The organism is Spartinivicinus ruber, from assembly GCF_011009015.1.
Taxonomy (GTDB): Bacteria; Pseudomonadota; Gammaproteobacteria; order Pseudomonadales; family Zooshikellaceae; genus Spartinivicinus; species Spartinivicinus ruber.
Genome location: NZ_CP048878.1, coordinates 3,694,571 through 3,708,769, shown reverse-complemented (window position 1 = coordinate 3,708,769; position 14,199 = coordinate 3,694,571). Strand labels below are relative to the sequence as shown.

The following is a 14,199-nucleotide window of genomic DNA, read 5'->3' as shown; positions in this document are numbered from 1 at the left end:
TTTAACTAATTCAAATAACAGACTTAGTTAGTTTTTTATAAAAGACAGTAGTTCCCTGATTATTCCTTTAAAAAATAGCAATAATAATGCTGAATAAGTCAACATGCCAGTGACTATAGCAAGTAAAAATATCTGTAAATCGGACAGTGTTCCCACTGTTTTGAAATACAATAATGCAACCACAGAGGCCATCAGAGTGCTGGATAAAAAACCTGGAAATAAGTTCTGTAAAAACTCGCTAAACCGAATGTTGAGGGCTTTACATGAAATATTAGTGCACAGCAAAAATTGGATTGGTGTTACCACTATCCAGGCTAATACTAAGCCTATAACGCCTTGCTCAACAAATAGAAGGATGGTTATGGCTAAGCTTGTTATCATAATGAGTGTATTAGCCAGATTCACTTTTGGCTTGCCAATGCCTTTAGTTGCCGGAGAGAAGAGGTTCAGTGAGAATCTCAGCGGTACTACCAGACAAAGCAGAGTGAAGGGAATAGCTGAGTCTGTCCAGTGATCTCCTAGAATAAGGGGTAATGCATAAAACCCAGTAGCGGCCATCCCAAAGAAAATAGGAAAAGAGATAATCCCCCCTAAACGTTGGCTTTTTAAAAAATAGTATTTAATCTCATCTGGATTTTGTTGTTTTTTGGAGTAAAAAGGGAATGCGACCTGGCCGATAATCGGAATCAGCTTGGTCATGGGTAGCATTGAAAGGCTGGCAGCTACAGCAAATATGCCAATTTGCTCAGTTGTTAAAAATCGACCCGCAATCAGGATGTCAACTTTAGTGTAAAGTGACCAAATGACTGAGGTTAGAGTGATAATGCCGCCAAAAGCTAGAAAATGTTTTATTTCAGAAAATTTGAAGCTGGGCACTATAAAAAACTTTGCAACTATACAATAGCTTATTGACTGGTAAACAAACATAAAAATCATAGAAGCTACTAGTGCCCAATGTTGGAAGTTATTAATAGCTAGGGTCAGGGCAATAATTGCTGATAGCACTGATGCGATTAAATCGGCAATGGACTTCTTTTTAAAATCCATTTCTCTCGATAGTAAGGCTGATGGTAAGGCAATCCAGGGTATGAGCAAAAATGTAAAGGATAAAACGATAAGTACTTGAAAAAGTGCTGGTTCAGAAAAGTATTCTGCTAGTGGTCGAGCGATGGCAAGGTGGACTAAAAAAATTGCTGCACAGGCAACGATATAAAATCCTAACAGATTACGAATTTGATTTTTTGATAGTTCTTTTGCCTGAATAAGGCTTTCAGCTAGCCCTGTGCTGCTAATTAGAACAAACAGAGAAAAAGAGATTTCTGCTAGACTAATGATACCGTAAGCGGTTGGGTTGATATACCGGATAACTAAAAAGGTTGATGCCCAAGAAAATAGCTGTGCTCCGAATCTTGCGGTTGCAGTCCAGAATAATGCTGTTTTTGCTTTTTGAATAAACGTTTTTTCCATAAGATGACTACAAACAAGAATCAGATCATTCGATTTTTATTTGACTTTCCAATAGTGTGCTGCAATAAGTGGGTCACTTATCAAGATAAAAGTTGAATTATATCTCGGTTTGGCTTTCCGATGCTTCCTAATTGCCAGTTTTGTGCAGTCCGTTAATACCAATTGCTTTCATCAAAAAACCAATAATTGGACACGGGAGCGTATAAGTTGGCGTTTTACCCCATTCGACGGTTATGGTTACTACCGAGCGTTACTCTACTAAGTCTAACCTTATAAATCAATACACCATGAATATTCCATTGTTATAACCAGTAATAAATAATTGTAAAGAATTCCTTCAGTTATGAAGCTTTCTTAAATGGAGTTTTGTTAACTACTAGCCTCAATTATTAGGGAATAGGCCTAAAATAATATGCGAAATTGCTGGCGTGCTGACTGAAATTTATCTACTGACTTTTATCTAGCGTATAATTAACCCTATTTATAGGGGCACACAAGAAAAAGTAGGAATGAGGATAATTGCTGGGACTAAAAAGCTTGGTTAAGTGTAATTTAATTCGACTTATTCAAACACTGGCGGCTGCTTCAAGTGGTTGTCGACATTGTTTACAAATATAACGAGCACCTTGTTGGGCTCGTTTATGTTGTATAGGCCCAAGCCAAACAGGTTGAGCACATTGGCAGTGATAAGGACGTTGATTGTTGACAGTGGATAGGTCATATTGATGACAACGCTCTGCTGGACAGCAAAAGACTTCCTCCATTACAAACTGCCATTCTTCACCATGGGGCTTAATATGACTGCCATAGATGAGGGGAGCGACCAAGTGAGCCACTTCATGGGCGACAGTATGGGTAATAAAGTGTTGTTGATGGTGGGTTAAAAATAGTGGGTTGAATCTTACTTCATTATTGAGCCAGTCGGCAGTGCCGGCACAGGTGCCTTTCAAGTCAAAACGAATAGTGGGCATTTGAAACATTCTACCAAAACGTGTTTCAGCTAGGCAGATTAATACTCTGACTCGTTTAATTACTGCATCTTCAAGCATTTTCAACTAGCACAACAATTGCCGAATAGATTACCCGGCAATTGTAGACTGTTGACTAATGACTGCCAAGTTGCAGTAAGTGTAGGAAAGCTAAAACACAACCTGTGATGGTCCAATGCCAATTCCCCAAACCAGCACTGTAATGGTGATAATAGAGACTAATACCACTAAGCCAACACACAGCACACTACTGGCAAATAAAAAGCCAACTTCTTTAGGTACCTGCATCATTACAGGAATACCGGTATAGAGAAGGTAAGTTGCATAACTGGCGCCTGCGATAGCAAGTAACATATTTAGCCATACGTTTGGTAACAGGGCACCCAGGCCAGTGAAGAATAAGGGAGTGGCAGTATAAGCAGCAAAGACAATAGTTTGACTTAAACTAGTGCTAGCGTTATAGGTTTTTGCCATCCACTGAATAAAGCAGCCCATCACAAAGATACCTGCCAACATAGCACAGTAGCTTAACAAGGCCATCCCAGCGGCATTGGATTCTGTCAGTTTGACAAGCTTGTCATTACCAACTGACCATCCCACTTGGGTAAAGCCAATATAGCCGCATATAGCAGGGATAGCTGCAAGTAACAAAACATGAGTAAGATAGACTTTACTGACAGAGCTGGACTCACTGCGGATCAGCTGCCATTCTTGTTGGGGCATCGTAAATAGACCCCAAATGTGGTTTAACAGCACTTGTGTTACCTCCTTGGCTTTAATCGTCATATAAAGTGTGCATTTAGCAGAGCCTGTAACTGGTTGCTGCATATGTTCACTTGTTTGACGGGTGAAAAGTAGTTTATTTCGCGTTAATTCAGCTGCTAAAGGCATCTCACCTAAGTGGTCAGTTCTTTCAATACATGAATACTTAGCTGCTACTATGGAATTATTGGAAATTGCTACTTTTCGTACCTTGTTATTGTTAGTTTATTTTTTATTAGTTTTTATTGCTTTAATTGACTTATGTTAAATCCAGTTAACAGGCTCAGTATAAATAAATCAACTTGGCGGGTCACTGGCTTTATTATATTTTTCAGGACTTAAGAATAGCATTTTTAAAAATTATTAAGCTTTTTCCCTTTTTATATGACTGCCAGTTATGAAGGAAACATCTCTTTAGTGTGAAATTGAAAGAAAATTCACTGTTTCCCCTTTCCTTTACTTAAAGAGTAAGAAAGCCTGCTAGGAGGTTGTTAAATGTTAGTCATTAAACGTTGGGTGTTGCCTTTATTGTGGGGAATATGCATATTGATAGCTTATCAAGCTCCCTATACTTATGCTGCGCCAAAAGCTGATTTGTGGGGTTTTTGGCAAACCAGTAATGAGCAGAATAGGGCTGAGATCAACCATCAACCATGGCAGCAGCTGTTAGATCGCTATTTAGTGACAAGTTCAAAGGGGCATTTAATTAATTATGAAAAAGTGACGGCCACCCATAAACAACAGTTGAATAACTATATTAAACAGCTAAGTGGTATTGACCCACGTGATTACAATAAACAGCAACAATTTGCTTACTGGGTTAACTTATATAATGCACTAACTGTACAGTTGGTGTTGAATAACTATCCTGTTAGCTCAATTAAAAAATTGGGTAAAGGGCTTTTCAGTTTTGGACCTTGGGATGATGAGATTATTCAGATTGCAGGACAAGCAGTTACATTGAATGATATCGAACACCGTATTCTCAGACCTATTTGGCAAGACCCTCGGATTCATTATGTAGTGAATTGTGCCAGCTTTGGTTGCCCTGATTTGGCTAGTCAAGCTTTAACTGCAGCCAATCAACAACAGGTGTTAAAAGCAGCTGCGAAACGGTTTATTAATCAAACCAAAGGAGTTTCCTTTACTAAAGGCGAGCTTATTCTGTCGAAAATATATGATTGGTACCAGGTAGACTTCGGGGCTAATGAAGCTGCTGTGATAAAGCACTTACAACAATATGCCAAACCTGCACTGCATCAACAGTTAGCGCAATATCAAGGTAATATAAGCTATCAATATGATTGGAACTTAAACAAGGTGAATTAAAAAACAGCGTTAGGCCAGGCTGGTCAAATGATACATGCCAGCCTGAGTAAGCTGTTTGTTATGCTTGAAACGAACTAGTTACAGAGAAATAAGCTTTACAATAGCTGCATCTTCTTCCATGTTTTCGCTTGGAATATTTGCTTGATAATCAATGTTTGGTGGGTCAAAGGCCTGATCACCATCTACAAACGGCTGGTCCTGGGTTGCCAGTGATTGAAAGTCAAATAGTCCTGTATCAACCATATGTGAAGGTACAATATTTTGCATGGCACGAAACATACTCTCAATGCGGCCAGGGAACTGACGGTCCCACTGGTTTAACATAGCCTTGATCTGTTTACGTTGTAGGTTTTCTTGAGAGCCACACAGGTTGCAGGGAATAATCGGAAAGTTTTTCAAATTGGCATATTTAGCAATGTTTTTTTCGCGGCTGTAAGCCAAGGGGCGAATGACCATATGCTGACCATCATCAGAAACCAGCTTGGCTGGCATAGCTTTCATCTTTCCGCCATAAAACATGTTTAATAATAGGGTCTCAATCATGTCATCGCGATGATGACCCAGGGCGATCTTAGTAGCACCCAGTTTTTTAGCAGTACTATATAAAATGCCGCGCCTTAACCTTGAGCATAATGCACAGGTGGTTTTTCCTTCAGGTACCTTTTCTTTGACAATACTATAGGTGTCTTCCTCAACAATTAAGTAGTCGATATTGAGCGTACTCAAATAATTCGGCAGTACATCTTCAGGAAAGCCTGGCTGCTTTTGGTCAAGATTGACTGCAATAATGGAAAAGCTGATGGGCGCATGTTGCTGCAGGTTGAGTAAGATATCCAGCAACGTATAGCTATCCTTACCACCTGACAAGCAGCACATTACTTTGTCACCGTCTTCAATCATATTGAAGTCAGCAATGGCCCGGCCTACTTCTCGACGTAATCGCTTTTGTAGCTTGTTGAGGGTGAGTCTGTCAGATTTTGGGTTTTGCATAGACATTGTACTGCTAAAGGCACTCAGTAATGGGGGGCTGATTATACCTGAGCATAGGGTTAATGAGAATAAAGTATGTCGATAAGGGAAGGGTAAGCAAACTTTTTACCGATATTGCTTGCCCAAACAATAGGGGCGTTAGAAAACGCTATAGTTAGATAGAGATGTAGACCATTAAAACAATAACGCCTTTTAACAATGCTTAAGTGATGAGGCACTGCATGACTTTATATGAAGACATTAAACGCCAGTTACAGGCAAAGCAAGTGGAGTTGGAACAGCGACTATCTCGGTTGAAACGTGATGCAGTCAAGCCAACCAGTAGAGATTGGTCAGAGCAGGCACAAGAGCGCGAAAATGATGAGGTAGTTGATGCTCTGGGGAATGAAACCTTGTCTGAGTTGATGAAAGTTCAGCGCGCATTGGTGCGTATTGATAGTGAAGAATATTTATTCTGTAGCCAGTGTGGTCAAGAGATCGCACCCGCTCGACTAAAAGTGATGCCCTATACAGACTTGTGTATTCAGTGTGCAGAACAATTGTCTAACTAACCCAGCCAATTACTGAGTCAAGAGCTATTATACGCTAGTAAGCAGTTAATCTGGTTTTTAGAATAAAATGTGATAAATAAACAAGTTGCCTTTGCCTGTTAGTAACTATAAAAAAATTCAACAGTTGCTGTGGTAAATTTTCAGGCGGCTTGTGGAGTACCAAGTATATACTGATGATAATTTTGGATGAAATCATCCATTGATGCCCGGGGCTTGCCGTGATAGTAACGGCGCCAACATTTTGCTAATAATCCTAAATTGGACGGGTCGCCTTTTGTTGGAAAATTGGGCACTCGTTGATAAACCATCCATGCTATGGCAGTCGCATAACTGAGATTTGTTGCTAGTTCTTGATGAGGATTTTCTAAAAATTCATGCTGGCTTGCGAGGCCTCTTACTTGGCTTGCTAGTTCAGGTTGGGTAACCAAATACTTATCCCAAATATTTTTATGCATGAGTGGGGTAATACAATAAATACCATAAGAGTGGTATGTTTTTGGTCTTAGGTAGAATCCTAGCCCACTTTCTTGAGCGGCTGTCCCCATTAGCAAATTTTCGGCTAAACAATGTTTGACTTGTAACTGCCTTAACGTTGGTTGAACTACATAATGTCTAAGTTCTTCTGCACAAATGCCCATCACTCAACTCTCATTTTCCCTACATTTATTCCTATTAGTCTTTGATGCATTTTTTTGACCAGAATGGGCCTACTCAACCTGCTTGCATCATTATATTCATTTTAAAAAGCAGGTTTATTTTATATTCTACGGTTAGTTTAGACTGAAATATTCAAGTTATTGGTTTGCTTTACAAGAAAAGAAGCTAAAAATCCGTTTTTTTTGAAACTGATTTGTTGCAAAAGTAGCGGTTATTATTGCCTGTCTTAATACAGATATAATAATGAAATAAAGGCCTGTGCAGTAAATCAACTTGCAATTTGATCAAATAGCTGACACTAATGTCATTTAAATGGCGAAGAAGGACATTTAGAAATAACCCAGCACCCAGTTAATAAGCAAAGAAGGGCACTGGGTAAACGGTTAATCTTTAGCAAAAGCACAAAGTGTATAGATAGGAATATCAGAGTCTTGAAGCTTTTGACTGCCTCCTAAGTCAGGTAAGTCAACAATAGCAGCTGCTTCGTAGACACTCCCTCCCAATCGACGGGTTAAGGCGGCGGCGGCAAGCAGGGTACCCCCGGTGGCAATCAAATCATCAACTAAGAGGATGCTGGCATCATTGCCAAAAGCATCTTCTTGAACTTCCAAAACTGCTTTGCCATATTCAATGTCATATTCTTCAGCGATGGTTTTGGTTGGAAGCTTGCCTTGTTTTCGAAATAGCACCAAAGGCTTGTTTAATTCATAGGCAATAACAGAACCCAGTAAAAAGCCTCGTGCTTCCATGGCGCCAATATGAGTAATTTCAGCATCAACATAGCGTTGAATAAAGCTATCAACTACCATCCGCTGTGCTTTGGGAGACTGATACAATGGGGTAATATCGCGAAATACAACACCTGGGGTAGGCCAGTCAGTAATATTGCGGATCAGTGACTTGATATAGTACTCATCAAAAATCATTGTTGTTTTCCATATGATGGTGTATCGACGCTGCCCTTGCAGGCTGCCGCAAATTGGCAGTATAGGATATTTAACTGATCACCTGATAACTTTTCGCGGAAGCCTTAGTGTGCTGATGAAATTAACCTACTAGTGAGTCATTGGTTCCATTGGGTTGATCAACAGACTTACCTCCGGCTAAGGAGCAGATAGCCATGGAGTCCTTAATTTGAATTTCCTTACCATTCGCATCGATTAAGCCATTTTTTTGGAAACGCGTGAAGACCCGGCTGACAGTTTCAACTGCTAGGCCTAGATAATTACCCATTTCATTGCGAGACATAGGGAGTCTAAAGGCTTGTGAGGAAAAACCGCGTCGACGGAAGCGAGCTGCTAAGTTGAGTAGGAATGTTGCAATGCGTTCGTCAGCAGTCTTTTTGCTGAGCAATAACATCATTTGCTGATCTTCCCGAATTTCCTTACTCATAATTTGCATTAATTTACGTCGTAGCTCAGGTAGGGTACTGGCTAGCTCATCCAGCTTCTCGAAGGGAATCTCACAAACCATAGTGGTTTCCACTGCTTGGGCTGACACTGGGTAGTGCTCATCATCAAGACCACTAAGACCAACCAGCTCACTGGGTAACTGAAAGCCGGTAATTTGTTCAATACCATCATCAGTGGTGGTGTAAGTTTTTAGGGCTCCAGAGCGGACAGCATAAATTGAGTGAAAAGAGTCACCCTGGAAAAATAAGTGTTCACCTTTGCGTAATGGTTTGCCTCGTTTGATAATGCTATCCAGCGTATCAATATCTTCTATTTTTAACGCAATAGGCAGGCAAAGAGTGCTGAGTATACAATCTTTGCAGGCGACTTGGTTAATGGGTTTTACTTTTGCAATCATTGTTATGCTGAGGCCTCAAACGCTAGAAGTGGGTATTCCATGCTAACGGATACATTTTGATTTATTGTAGGGGCGCACCCTGTTAGCGACAAGCTAATTATTGATGCAACTAAATCACTTTAGAAAATAAGTTGCTTGGTTGGTTCTTGGCTAAGTAGCTATCAAAAACCATGCAAATATTTCTCACTAACAATCTGCCGCTATCAGTGATAGTAATCTTGCTATCATCAATAGTGACCAAACCATCGCTTGCCATGGGGTGTAACTGAGTTAGTTCATCTTGAAAATAACTATGCCAATTAATATTTAATGGCTGACAATATTTAGCCAAGTCAACATGAAAGTGGCAGATTAACTGTTGAATAATTGACCGTCTGAGTAAATCATCCTGGTTTAATTGGATTCCACGCTTAATAGGCAACTGGTTATGTTTTTCCAGCGACTGGATATAGTCTTCTACTGATGTATGGTTCTGACAGTAATTATCTCCTAGCTGACTAATGGAGGATACCCCCAGCCCAATTAAGCTGCAGTGGCCATGGGTGGTGTAGCCTTGGAAATTACGATGTAACTCGCCTTTATTTTGGGCAATAGCCAGCTTGTCGTCAGGTAGTGCAAAATGATCCATACCAATGTAGTGATAACCAGCTGCCTGTAAGTGCTCAATAGTGTGCTGCAAAATACTGAGCTTTTCTTTAGCTGAAGGTAAATTTTCAGCTTTAATCCGTCGTTGTGGTTTAAAACGGTGAGGCAAATGGGCGTAATTAAATATTGACAGCCGGTCAGGGGCGAGTTGAACCACTTTATCCAGTGTTTCGAGAAAACTCTTAGTAGTTTGGAAAGGTAGGCCATAAATTAAATCCACATTAATGGACTTAAACATTAAGGCTCGAGCTGCTTCAAAAATAGCTTCGGTTTCTGCTTCAGACTGTAATCGGTTAACGGCTTTTTGTACTGTTGGGTTAAAGTCCTGAATACCCAAACTAATTCTATTAAATCCTAGTGAGCGGAGCAGTCCCATGGTTGGCCAGTCCGCTTCTCTTGGATCAATTTCAATTGAATAATCCCCATCAAAATCATCTGCTAGCTGAAAGTGCTGTTCCAGTAATTTAAAGAGTTGAATGGTTTGTTCGTGTGTTAAGAAGGTGGGGGTACCACCGCCCCAGTGGAGTTGCTCAACAATGGGCTTACAGCCCAGCTGTTTAGAAACTAATTGAATTTCTTTTTCTATAGCAGCTAAGTAGGGCAGGGCTTTTTGCCGGTTTTTGGTAATTATTTTATTGCAGCCACAGTAATAACAAACACTGGCGCAAAAGGGGACATGAACATAAAGCGAAAGTGGTGTTTGTTGCTGCTTAATTTTAGCAAGTGCCTGTAAATAGTGTTCAGGGGCAAACGCCTCTGAAAACTCGACGGCTGTTGGGTATGAGGTATAACGTGGGCCTTGCTGATTGTATCGCTCGATGAGCGAGGACTGCCACTTAAGAGGTCCTAACATAAATTTGACCTGTTTCTGTTGATGCAGATTAACAGTGTAAAGTGGTAGGGCTGAAAAGAATTGACGTGGGTCAAAGGCCTGTCTGAATAGCAGGTATAGGGCTCAATATAATTCACTATTACCCAATATCTACTAGCTTTTGCTTTCAGTATTTAATGATGATGGGCATGACTCTCATGGCTTGGCATTAACAGCGTTTGGTGGGGGCCAGGAATGGTCCATAACCCAAAGCCAATCATAATAATTGCCGCAATGGTGCGGGTGAGATGGTGAGCAATAAACTGCTTTAATACATCAGCAAAAAAGCCTGTAGCGAGAACCGTGGGGAGAGTGCCTAAGCCAAACCCCAACATCAGCAACCCGCCATTTAGGGTATTGCCACTGGCCGCTGACCAGGTGAGGGCACTGTAAATTAAGCCACAGGGTAGCCAACCCCATAAAATGCCTAAACAAAACCCTTGTTTAACAGTAGATGCAGGTAAAAAGGGTTTGGTTAACGGCTGAATGTGTCGCCATAGGTGCTGTCCCGCCTTCTCTATCCAGGTCAGTGCTTTCCACCAGTTAGCGATATAGCAGGCCATTAAAATCAATAAAATTCCAGCTATCCATCGGAGCCCTTGATTGGCAGTAGGGCCAAGCTGTTGAATAGACCAACCTAAACTGCCCACTAACATGCCTGCTAAGGTATAGCTGGTGATACGCCCAGTGTTATAACTCAGTAGCACCGGTAGTTTTTTCTGTTCTGGTAAGTGGAGGCTTATCGCTGCCATAATCCCTCCACACATGCCTAAACAGTGGGCTCCACCCAGTAAGCCCAGTAGAAAAGCGCTGGTTAGTTGGGTTAACTCAATACTCATTGCTGCTTATCAGAATCAGACGTGGGCTGTTTGCTATTTTCTGATGAGGGCTGATTGTCCTCTTGTTGTTGAGGGTTAGAGCGAGGTTCATCATCAAACAAAATACTGTGGGCTGGGCTTTCTAAGTCGTCAAACTGGCCACTATCCACTGCCCAGAAAAAAATCCACACGCCGATGGCAACAAACAATAAGGCAATGGGAATAAGTAAATAAATTGATTCCATAATCACATGCCTGCTTTGGTTTTGTGGGAGTGCTGACTATTCCAGGTTACTTGGGGAGCGATTTTGGGGGATGGTGTAGTCAGTTTCGTATTTAACCTTAAAGCATTCAGCACCACAACTAACGAACTACTGGTCATCCCTATAGCTGCCGCCCAGGGTGGGATCAACCCTAGAGCCGCTAAAGGTAGTGCCACTAAATTATAAGTAAGTGCCCAGATTAAATTGCCACGAATAATTTGCTGGGTTTTCTGTGCCTTAGTGAAGGCAAGTAGTAACGTGGCAAGTTTACCATTGAGTAAAACCCCATCGGCAGAGGTTTTCGCTAAATCAGTTGCTGAGCCCATGGCAATAGAAACATCCGCCGTAGCAAGCACAGGAGCATCGTTTACCCCATCTCCTACCATTAATACCTTATCACCTTGACTTTGCAATACCTTAATATAAGCCAGTTTATCTTCCGGAGAGGCTCCTTGCTGAAGGTTTTGAATGCCTAATGCTTGAGCTGTATTGGCTGCTTGGACAGAGCGATCCCCCGTTAGTAACGACAGCTTGAACCCTTGTTGCAGTAAAGCTGCTACTGTGTCGGTGGCATCTACACGCAAACTATCACTGACTTCAAACCAGGCTATCGGCTGTTCGGTGTTGGCTAATAACAGCCAATGGCCATTTGTGGTTGGTGGTGAAATAGTTCTATTCGGCCAGGCATAGCTAGTAATTCCAATACGGTAAACTGCATCATTAATTGAGCCACTAATGCCCTGGCCAGGAGTATTCTCAATATGTTCAGCTTGATAAGAAGGCGTAGCAGGGAAGGCTTTGGCTATTGGGTGTTCAGAGTGTGTTTCTAAAGATGTTGCTAGTTTAGTAGCTTGATCAATACTGATATCAACAATCGGTACTACCTGAATAAGACTGAACTGCCCAGAGGTGAGCGTGCCGGTTTTATCAAACACAACATGGTTGATAGTGGTTAGGCCTTCCAGTAAATGCCCTTTGGTAATTAGAAAACCTTGTTGTTGCAAAGCATAGGTGGCAGCCGTTAAAGCAGTTGGCGTTGCCAATGATAAAGCGCAGGGGCAGGTCACCACTAGCACGGATAAAGTAATCCATAGCGCATTTTCTGGGGCGAATTGCCACCAGCTCAAAAACACTAAGCTGGCAATAACCAGTACCCCTGCTACAAAGTAATGGGCGACTTTGTTGGCTAGTAAGGCAATGGGGGGCTTATCCTGTTGGGCTTGGGTTAACAGCTGCTCAATACAGGCTAGCTGAGTCTCAGGCCCTGTATTCATGACCTTTACCTGAATGGGCTGATCAACATTAATGCTACCCGCAATCACCTGATCACCTATTTGACGGGGCTCTGGTAAAAACTCGCCAGTAAGTGCAGCTTCGTTAATCGTGGTTTGACCTGCTTGAATAATTCCATCAGCTGGGACGGTTGCACCAGGCTTGACCAGAAGAGTGTCAGCTGGTTTAAGCAGGGTTAATGGGATAATGGCTTCTTTACCGTTGCTGATAATGGTTACTTGATCAGGCAATAGTTGATTCAGCCGATAACCACTGAGATGAGCTCGCTGGCGGGCACTGAACTCAACAAACCTTCCTAGCAGCAGAAAGAAGGTAAACATACATACCGAGTCAAAATAGACTTCGCCACTATTGGTTAGCATGGCCCAACTGCTTGCTGCATAGGCCCCACCAATGGCCAAAGCAATGGGCACATCCATGCTGAGCTGACGAGTGTTAAGGTCGCGCCAGGCGGCTTGGAAAAAGGGCTTGGCTGAATAAAACACTACAGGTGTCGCCACAATAAAACTGACCCAGCGTAAAAACCATTGGTGCAGATCGGCAATGCCTTGTAGTGCACCAGCATATAACGCTACTGCATACATCATCACCTGCATTGCGCCAATTCCAGCCACTGCTAGTTGACGAATCATTTTTCGCTGTTTTCTGGCCATTAAGGCTTGCTGCTGGTTAGGGTGATAGGGCAGAGGGGGATAGCCAATTTGTTGTAATGCAGACATCAACTCACTTAATGAGCTAATACTGGGATCCCAAGTGAGTTGTAGCTGATGCTGCGTAAAGTTGACTGTTGCCTGCTTAACTGCGGAGAGCTGTTGTAAGTGGTGTTCTATTAACCAGATACAAGCAGCACAGTGTATATTTTCTAGTAGGAGTAAAGCCGTTTTTAGGCCATTAGTCTGGGTTTTAACGAAGGTTTCTTGCAGAGCAGGCTCATCATAGACTTGAAATTGCGAGGTGTTGGCCTCAGCTTTGGCAGCTTTGTTAGTGCGATATTGGTAATACTGGCTCAGCCCACCTTGATCAATAGCTTCGGCTACTGTCTCGCAGGCGGGACAGCACATGGGCTGTTGTTCACCATTAATTGAGGCGAAAAACTCAATGGCACCAGTGATAGAAGTGCCACAATGATAGCAGGCAGTGAGTTGAGACACAGCTAAATACCAACGTCTTAATTAGTTTCGCTTGTGGCAGAGGCTTTAGTGCTACCTAAACTAATGGACTCTTGCTCATTACTGAGATACCACTCAGAAATTAGTCGCCAGTCATTGTCAGTGTATTGATCTCGCTCAGCAGGGATTGTTTCTAGTTGAATGTAACGCTTGCCCATTACCTTTTGTTTTAGCTGGCCAACATAGTGACCTTTGGTAATATGCTGCATAAGTAGCGACTGGTCATCATCTGGGATAGTTGGGGAAACCAGACTTAAGCTAAGTTGGGTAGGGTATTGAGCTAATTCACCAGTTAGTTGAATGCTAATATCGCCAGTTAAATTATCCACTTTGATAGTGGCAGCCAATTGTAAATCTTTCGCTTTATAGTCACGGGATAAGTCATTACGAATGGCCAGCCCATCTTTGTAATAATTATCTCGTACTAAGGTGTCGGCACCATTGATTGAAACGGTGATCATGGCAATCCCAGAAGCAATAGCAAGCAATGGAATGGCTATGATAAACCAGAACCAAAACTCTTTATACCAAGGGTTAGCTGCTTGTTTTTCGGGTTGTTCTGGCTGATCTATTGTCTGCATATCAA

At 41.9% G+C, this 14,199-nt stretch carries 14 protein-coding genes; 2 read left to right on the top strand and 12 right to left on the bottom strand.

The genetic code is table 11. The annotated features are described in order from the left end of the window. Window positions 1-27: 27 nt before the first annotated feature. From G4Y78_RS16915 to G4Y78_RS16905, 3 genes are all read right to left on the bottom strand, one after another. Window positions 28-1,467 (bottom strand): lipopolysaccharide biosynthesis protein, encoded by a 1,440-nt coding sequence (locus G4Y78_RS16915; RefSeq protein WP_163834140.1) that lies wholly within the window; start codon window positions 1,465-1,467, stop codon window positions 28-30. Between the two features lie 566 nt (window positions 1,468-2,033). Continuing rightward, entirely contained in the window at window positions 2,034-2,516 is a 483-nt protein-coding gene (locus G4Y78_RS16910) for a SprT family zinc-dependent metalloprotease (protein ID WP_163834139.1), read from the bottom strand. 90 nt (window positions 2,517-2,606) lie between these two features. Then, window positions 2,607-3,284, bottom strand: coding sequence for a Yip1 family protein (locus tag G4Y78_RS16905; RefSeq protein ID WP_230425606.1), 678 nt, complete (start codon window positions 3,282-3,284; stop codon window positions 2,607-2,609). A gap of 429 nt (window positions 3,285-3,713) precedes the next feature. Here G4Y78_RS16905 and G4Y78_RS16900 point away from each other — a divergent pair, with 429 nt between their 5' ends. Beyond that, window positions 3,714-4,547, top strand: coding sequence for a DUF547 domain-containing protein (locus G4Y78_RS16900; protein ID WP_163834138.1), 834 nt, complete (start codon window positions 3,714-3,716; stop codon window positions 4,545-4,547). Window positions 4,548-4,625: 78 nt separating this feature from the next. Here G4Y78_RS16900 and ttcA read toward each other — a convergent pair whose 3' ends face one another. Then, the gene (ttcA, locus tag G4Y78_RS16895) at window positions 4,626-5,543 is read right to left on the bottom strand and encodes a tRNA 2-thiocytidine(32) synthetase TtcA (RefSeq protein ID WP_222937517.1); all 918 of its coding nucleotides are present in this window, start codon (window positions 5,541-5,543) and stop codon (window positions 4,626-4,628) included. A 215-nt stretch (window positions 5,544-5,758) separates the two neighbouring features. Between ttcA and G4Y78_RS16890 the strand changes: the two genes are divergently transcribed. Further along, window positions 5,759-6,088 (top strand): TraR/DksA family transcriptional regulator, encoded by a 330-nt coding sequence (locus G4Y78_RS16890; RefSeq protein ID WP_163834136.1) that lies wholly within the window; start codon window positions 5,759-5,761, stop codon window positions 6,086-6,088. Window positions 6,089-6,228: 140 nt separating this feature from the next. Here G4Y78_RS16890 and G4Y78_RS16885 read toward each other — a convergent pair whose 3' ends face one another. The 8 genes from G4Y78_RS16885 to G4Y78_RS16850 form a co-directional block, all read right to left on the bottom strand. Further along, window positions 6,229-6,729, bottom strand: a complete 501-nt coding sequence (locus G4Y78_RS16885) for a hypothetical protein (RefSeq protein WP_222937516.1) — start codon at window positions 6,727-6,729, stop codon at window positions 6,229-6,231. Between the two features lie 399 nt (window positions 6,730-7,128). Continuing rightward, window positions 7,129-7,671, bottom strand: coding sequence for an adenine phosphoribosyltransferase (locus G4Y78_RS16880; protein ID WP_163834135.1), 543 nt, complete (start codon window positions 7,669-7,671; stop codon window positions 7,129-7,131). Window positions 7,672-7,792: 121 nt separating this feature from the next. Continuing rightward, complete coding sequence (fnr, locus tag G4Y78_RS16875; protein WP_163834134.1) at window positions 7,793-8,554, bottom strand: fumarate/nitrate reduction transcriptional regulator Fnr; 762 nt, start codon at window positions 8,552-8,554, stop codon at window positions 7,793-7,795. A gap of 109 nt (window positions 8,555-8,663) precedes the next feature. Beyond that, on the bottom strand, window positions 8,664-10,052 hold the full coding sequence (hemN, locus tag G4Y78_RS16870) for an oxygen-independent coproporphyrinogen III oxidase (RefSeq protein ID WP_163834133.1): 1,389 nt from the start codon (window positions 10,050-10,052) through the stop codon (window positions 8,664-8,666). A gap of 152 nt (window positions 10,053-10,204) precedes the next feature. Continuing rightward, window positions 10,205-10,909 carry a sulfite exporter TauE/SafE family protein gene (locus tag G4Y78_RS16865; protein WP_163834132.1) on the bottom strand — a complete coding sequence of 235 codons (705 nt, stop codon included), beginning with the start codon at window positions 10,907-10,909 and terminating at the stop codon, window positions 10,205-10,207. Beyond that, window positions 10,906-11,133 carry a cbb3-type cytochrome oxidase assembly protein CcoS gene (gene ccoS, locus G4Y78_RS16860; RefSeq protein WP_163834131.1) on the bottom strand — a complete coding sequence of 76 codons (228 nt, stop codon included), beginning with the start codon at window positions 11,131-11,133 and terminating at the stop codon, window positions 10,906-10,908. Before ccoS ends, G4Y78_RS16865 begins: the two co-directional genes overlap by 4 nt. Before the next feature lie 2 nt (window positions 11,134-11,135). Next, on the bottom strand, window positions 11,136-13,595 hold the full coding sequence (locus G4Y78_RS16855) for a heavy metal translocating P-type ATPase (RefSeq protein WP_163834130.1): 2,460 nt from the start codon (window positions 13,593-13,595) through the stop codon (window positions 11,136-11,138). Window positions 13,596-13,612: 17 nt separating this feature from the next. After that, entirely contained in the window at window positions 13,613-14,194 is a 582-nt protein-coding gene (locus tag G4Y78_RS16850) for a FixH family protein (RefSeq protein ID WP_163834129.1), read from the bottom strand. Between the last annotated feature and the right edge of the window lie 5 nt (window positions 14,195-14,199).

Coding starts and splice junctions, on each gene's coding strand:
- G4Y78_RS16915 (WP_163834140.1), bottom strand. CDS start 1,467: ATGGAAAAAACGTTTATTCAAAAAGCAAAAACAGCATTATTCTGGACT.
- G4Y78_RS16910 (WP_163834139.1), bottom strand. CDS start 2,516: ATGCTTGAAGATGCAGTAATTAAACGAGTCAGAGTATTAATCTGCCTA.
- G4Y78_RS16905 (WP_230425606.1), bottom strand. CDS start 3,284: ATGCAGCAACCAGTTACAGGCTCTGCTAAATGCACACTTTATATGACG.
- G4Y78_RS16900 (WP_163834138.1), top strand. CDS start 3,714: ATGTTAGTCATTAAACGTTGGGTGTTGCCTTTATTGTGGGGAATATGC.
- ttcA (WP_222937517.1), bottom strand. CDS start 5,543: ATGTCTATGCAAAACCCAAAATCTGACAGACTCACCCTCAACAAGCTA.
- G4Y78_RS16890 (WP_163834136.1), top strand. CDS start 5,759: ATGACTTTATATGAAGACATTAAACGCCAGTTACAGGCAAAGCAAGTG.
- G4Y78_RS16880 (WP_163834135.1), bottom strand. CDS start 7,671: ATGATTTTTGATGAGTACTATATCAAGTCACTGATCCGCAATATTACT.
- fnr (WP_163834134.1), bottom strand. CDS start 8,554: ATGATTGCAAAAGTAAAACCCATTAACCAAGTCGCCTGCAAAGATTGT.
- hemN (WP_163834133.1), bottom strand. CDS start 10,052: ATGTTAGGACCTCTTAAGTGGCAGTCCTCGCTCATCGAGCGATACAAT.
- G4Y78_RS16865 (WP_163834132.1), bottom strand. CDS start 10,909: ATGAGTATTGAGTTAACCCAACTAACCAGCGCTTTTCTACTGGGCTTA.
- ccoS (WP_163834131.1), bottom strand. CDS start 11,133: ATGGAATCAATTTATTTACTTATTCCCATTGCCTTATTGTTTGTTGCC.
- G4Y78_RS16850 (WP_163834129.1), bottom strand. CDS start 14,194: ATGCAGACAATAGATCAGCCAGAACAACCCGAAAAACAAGCAGCTAAC.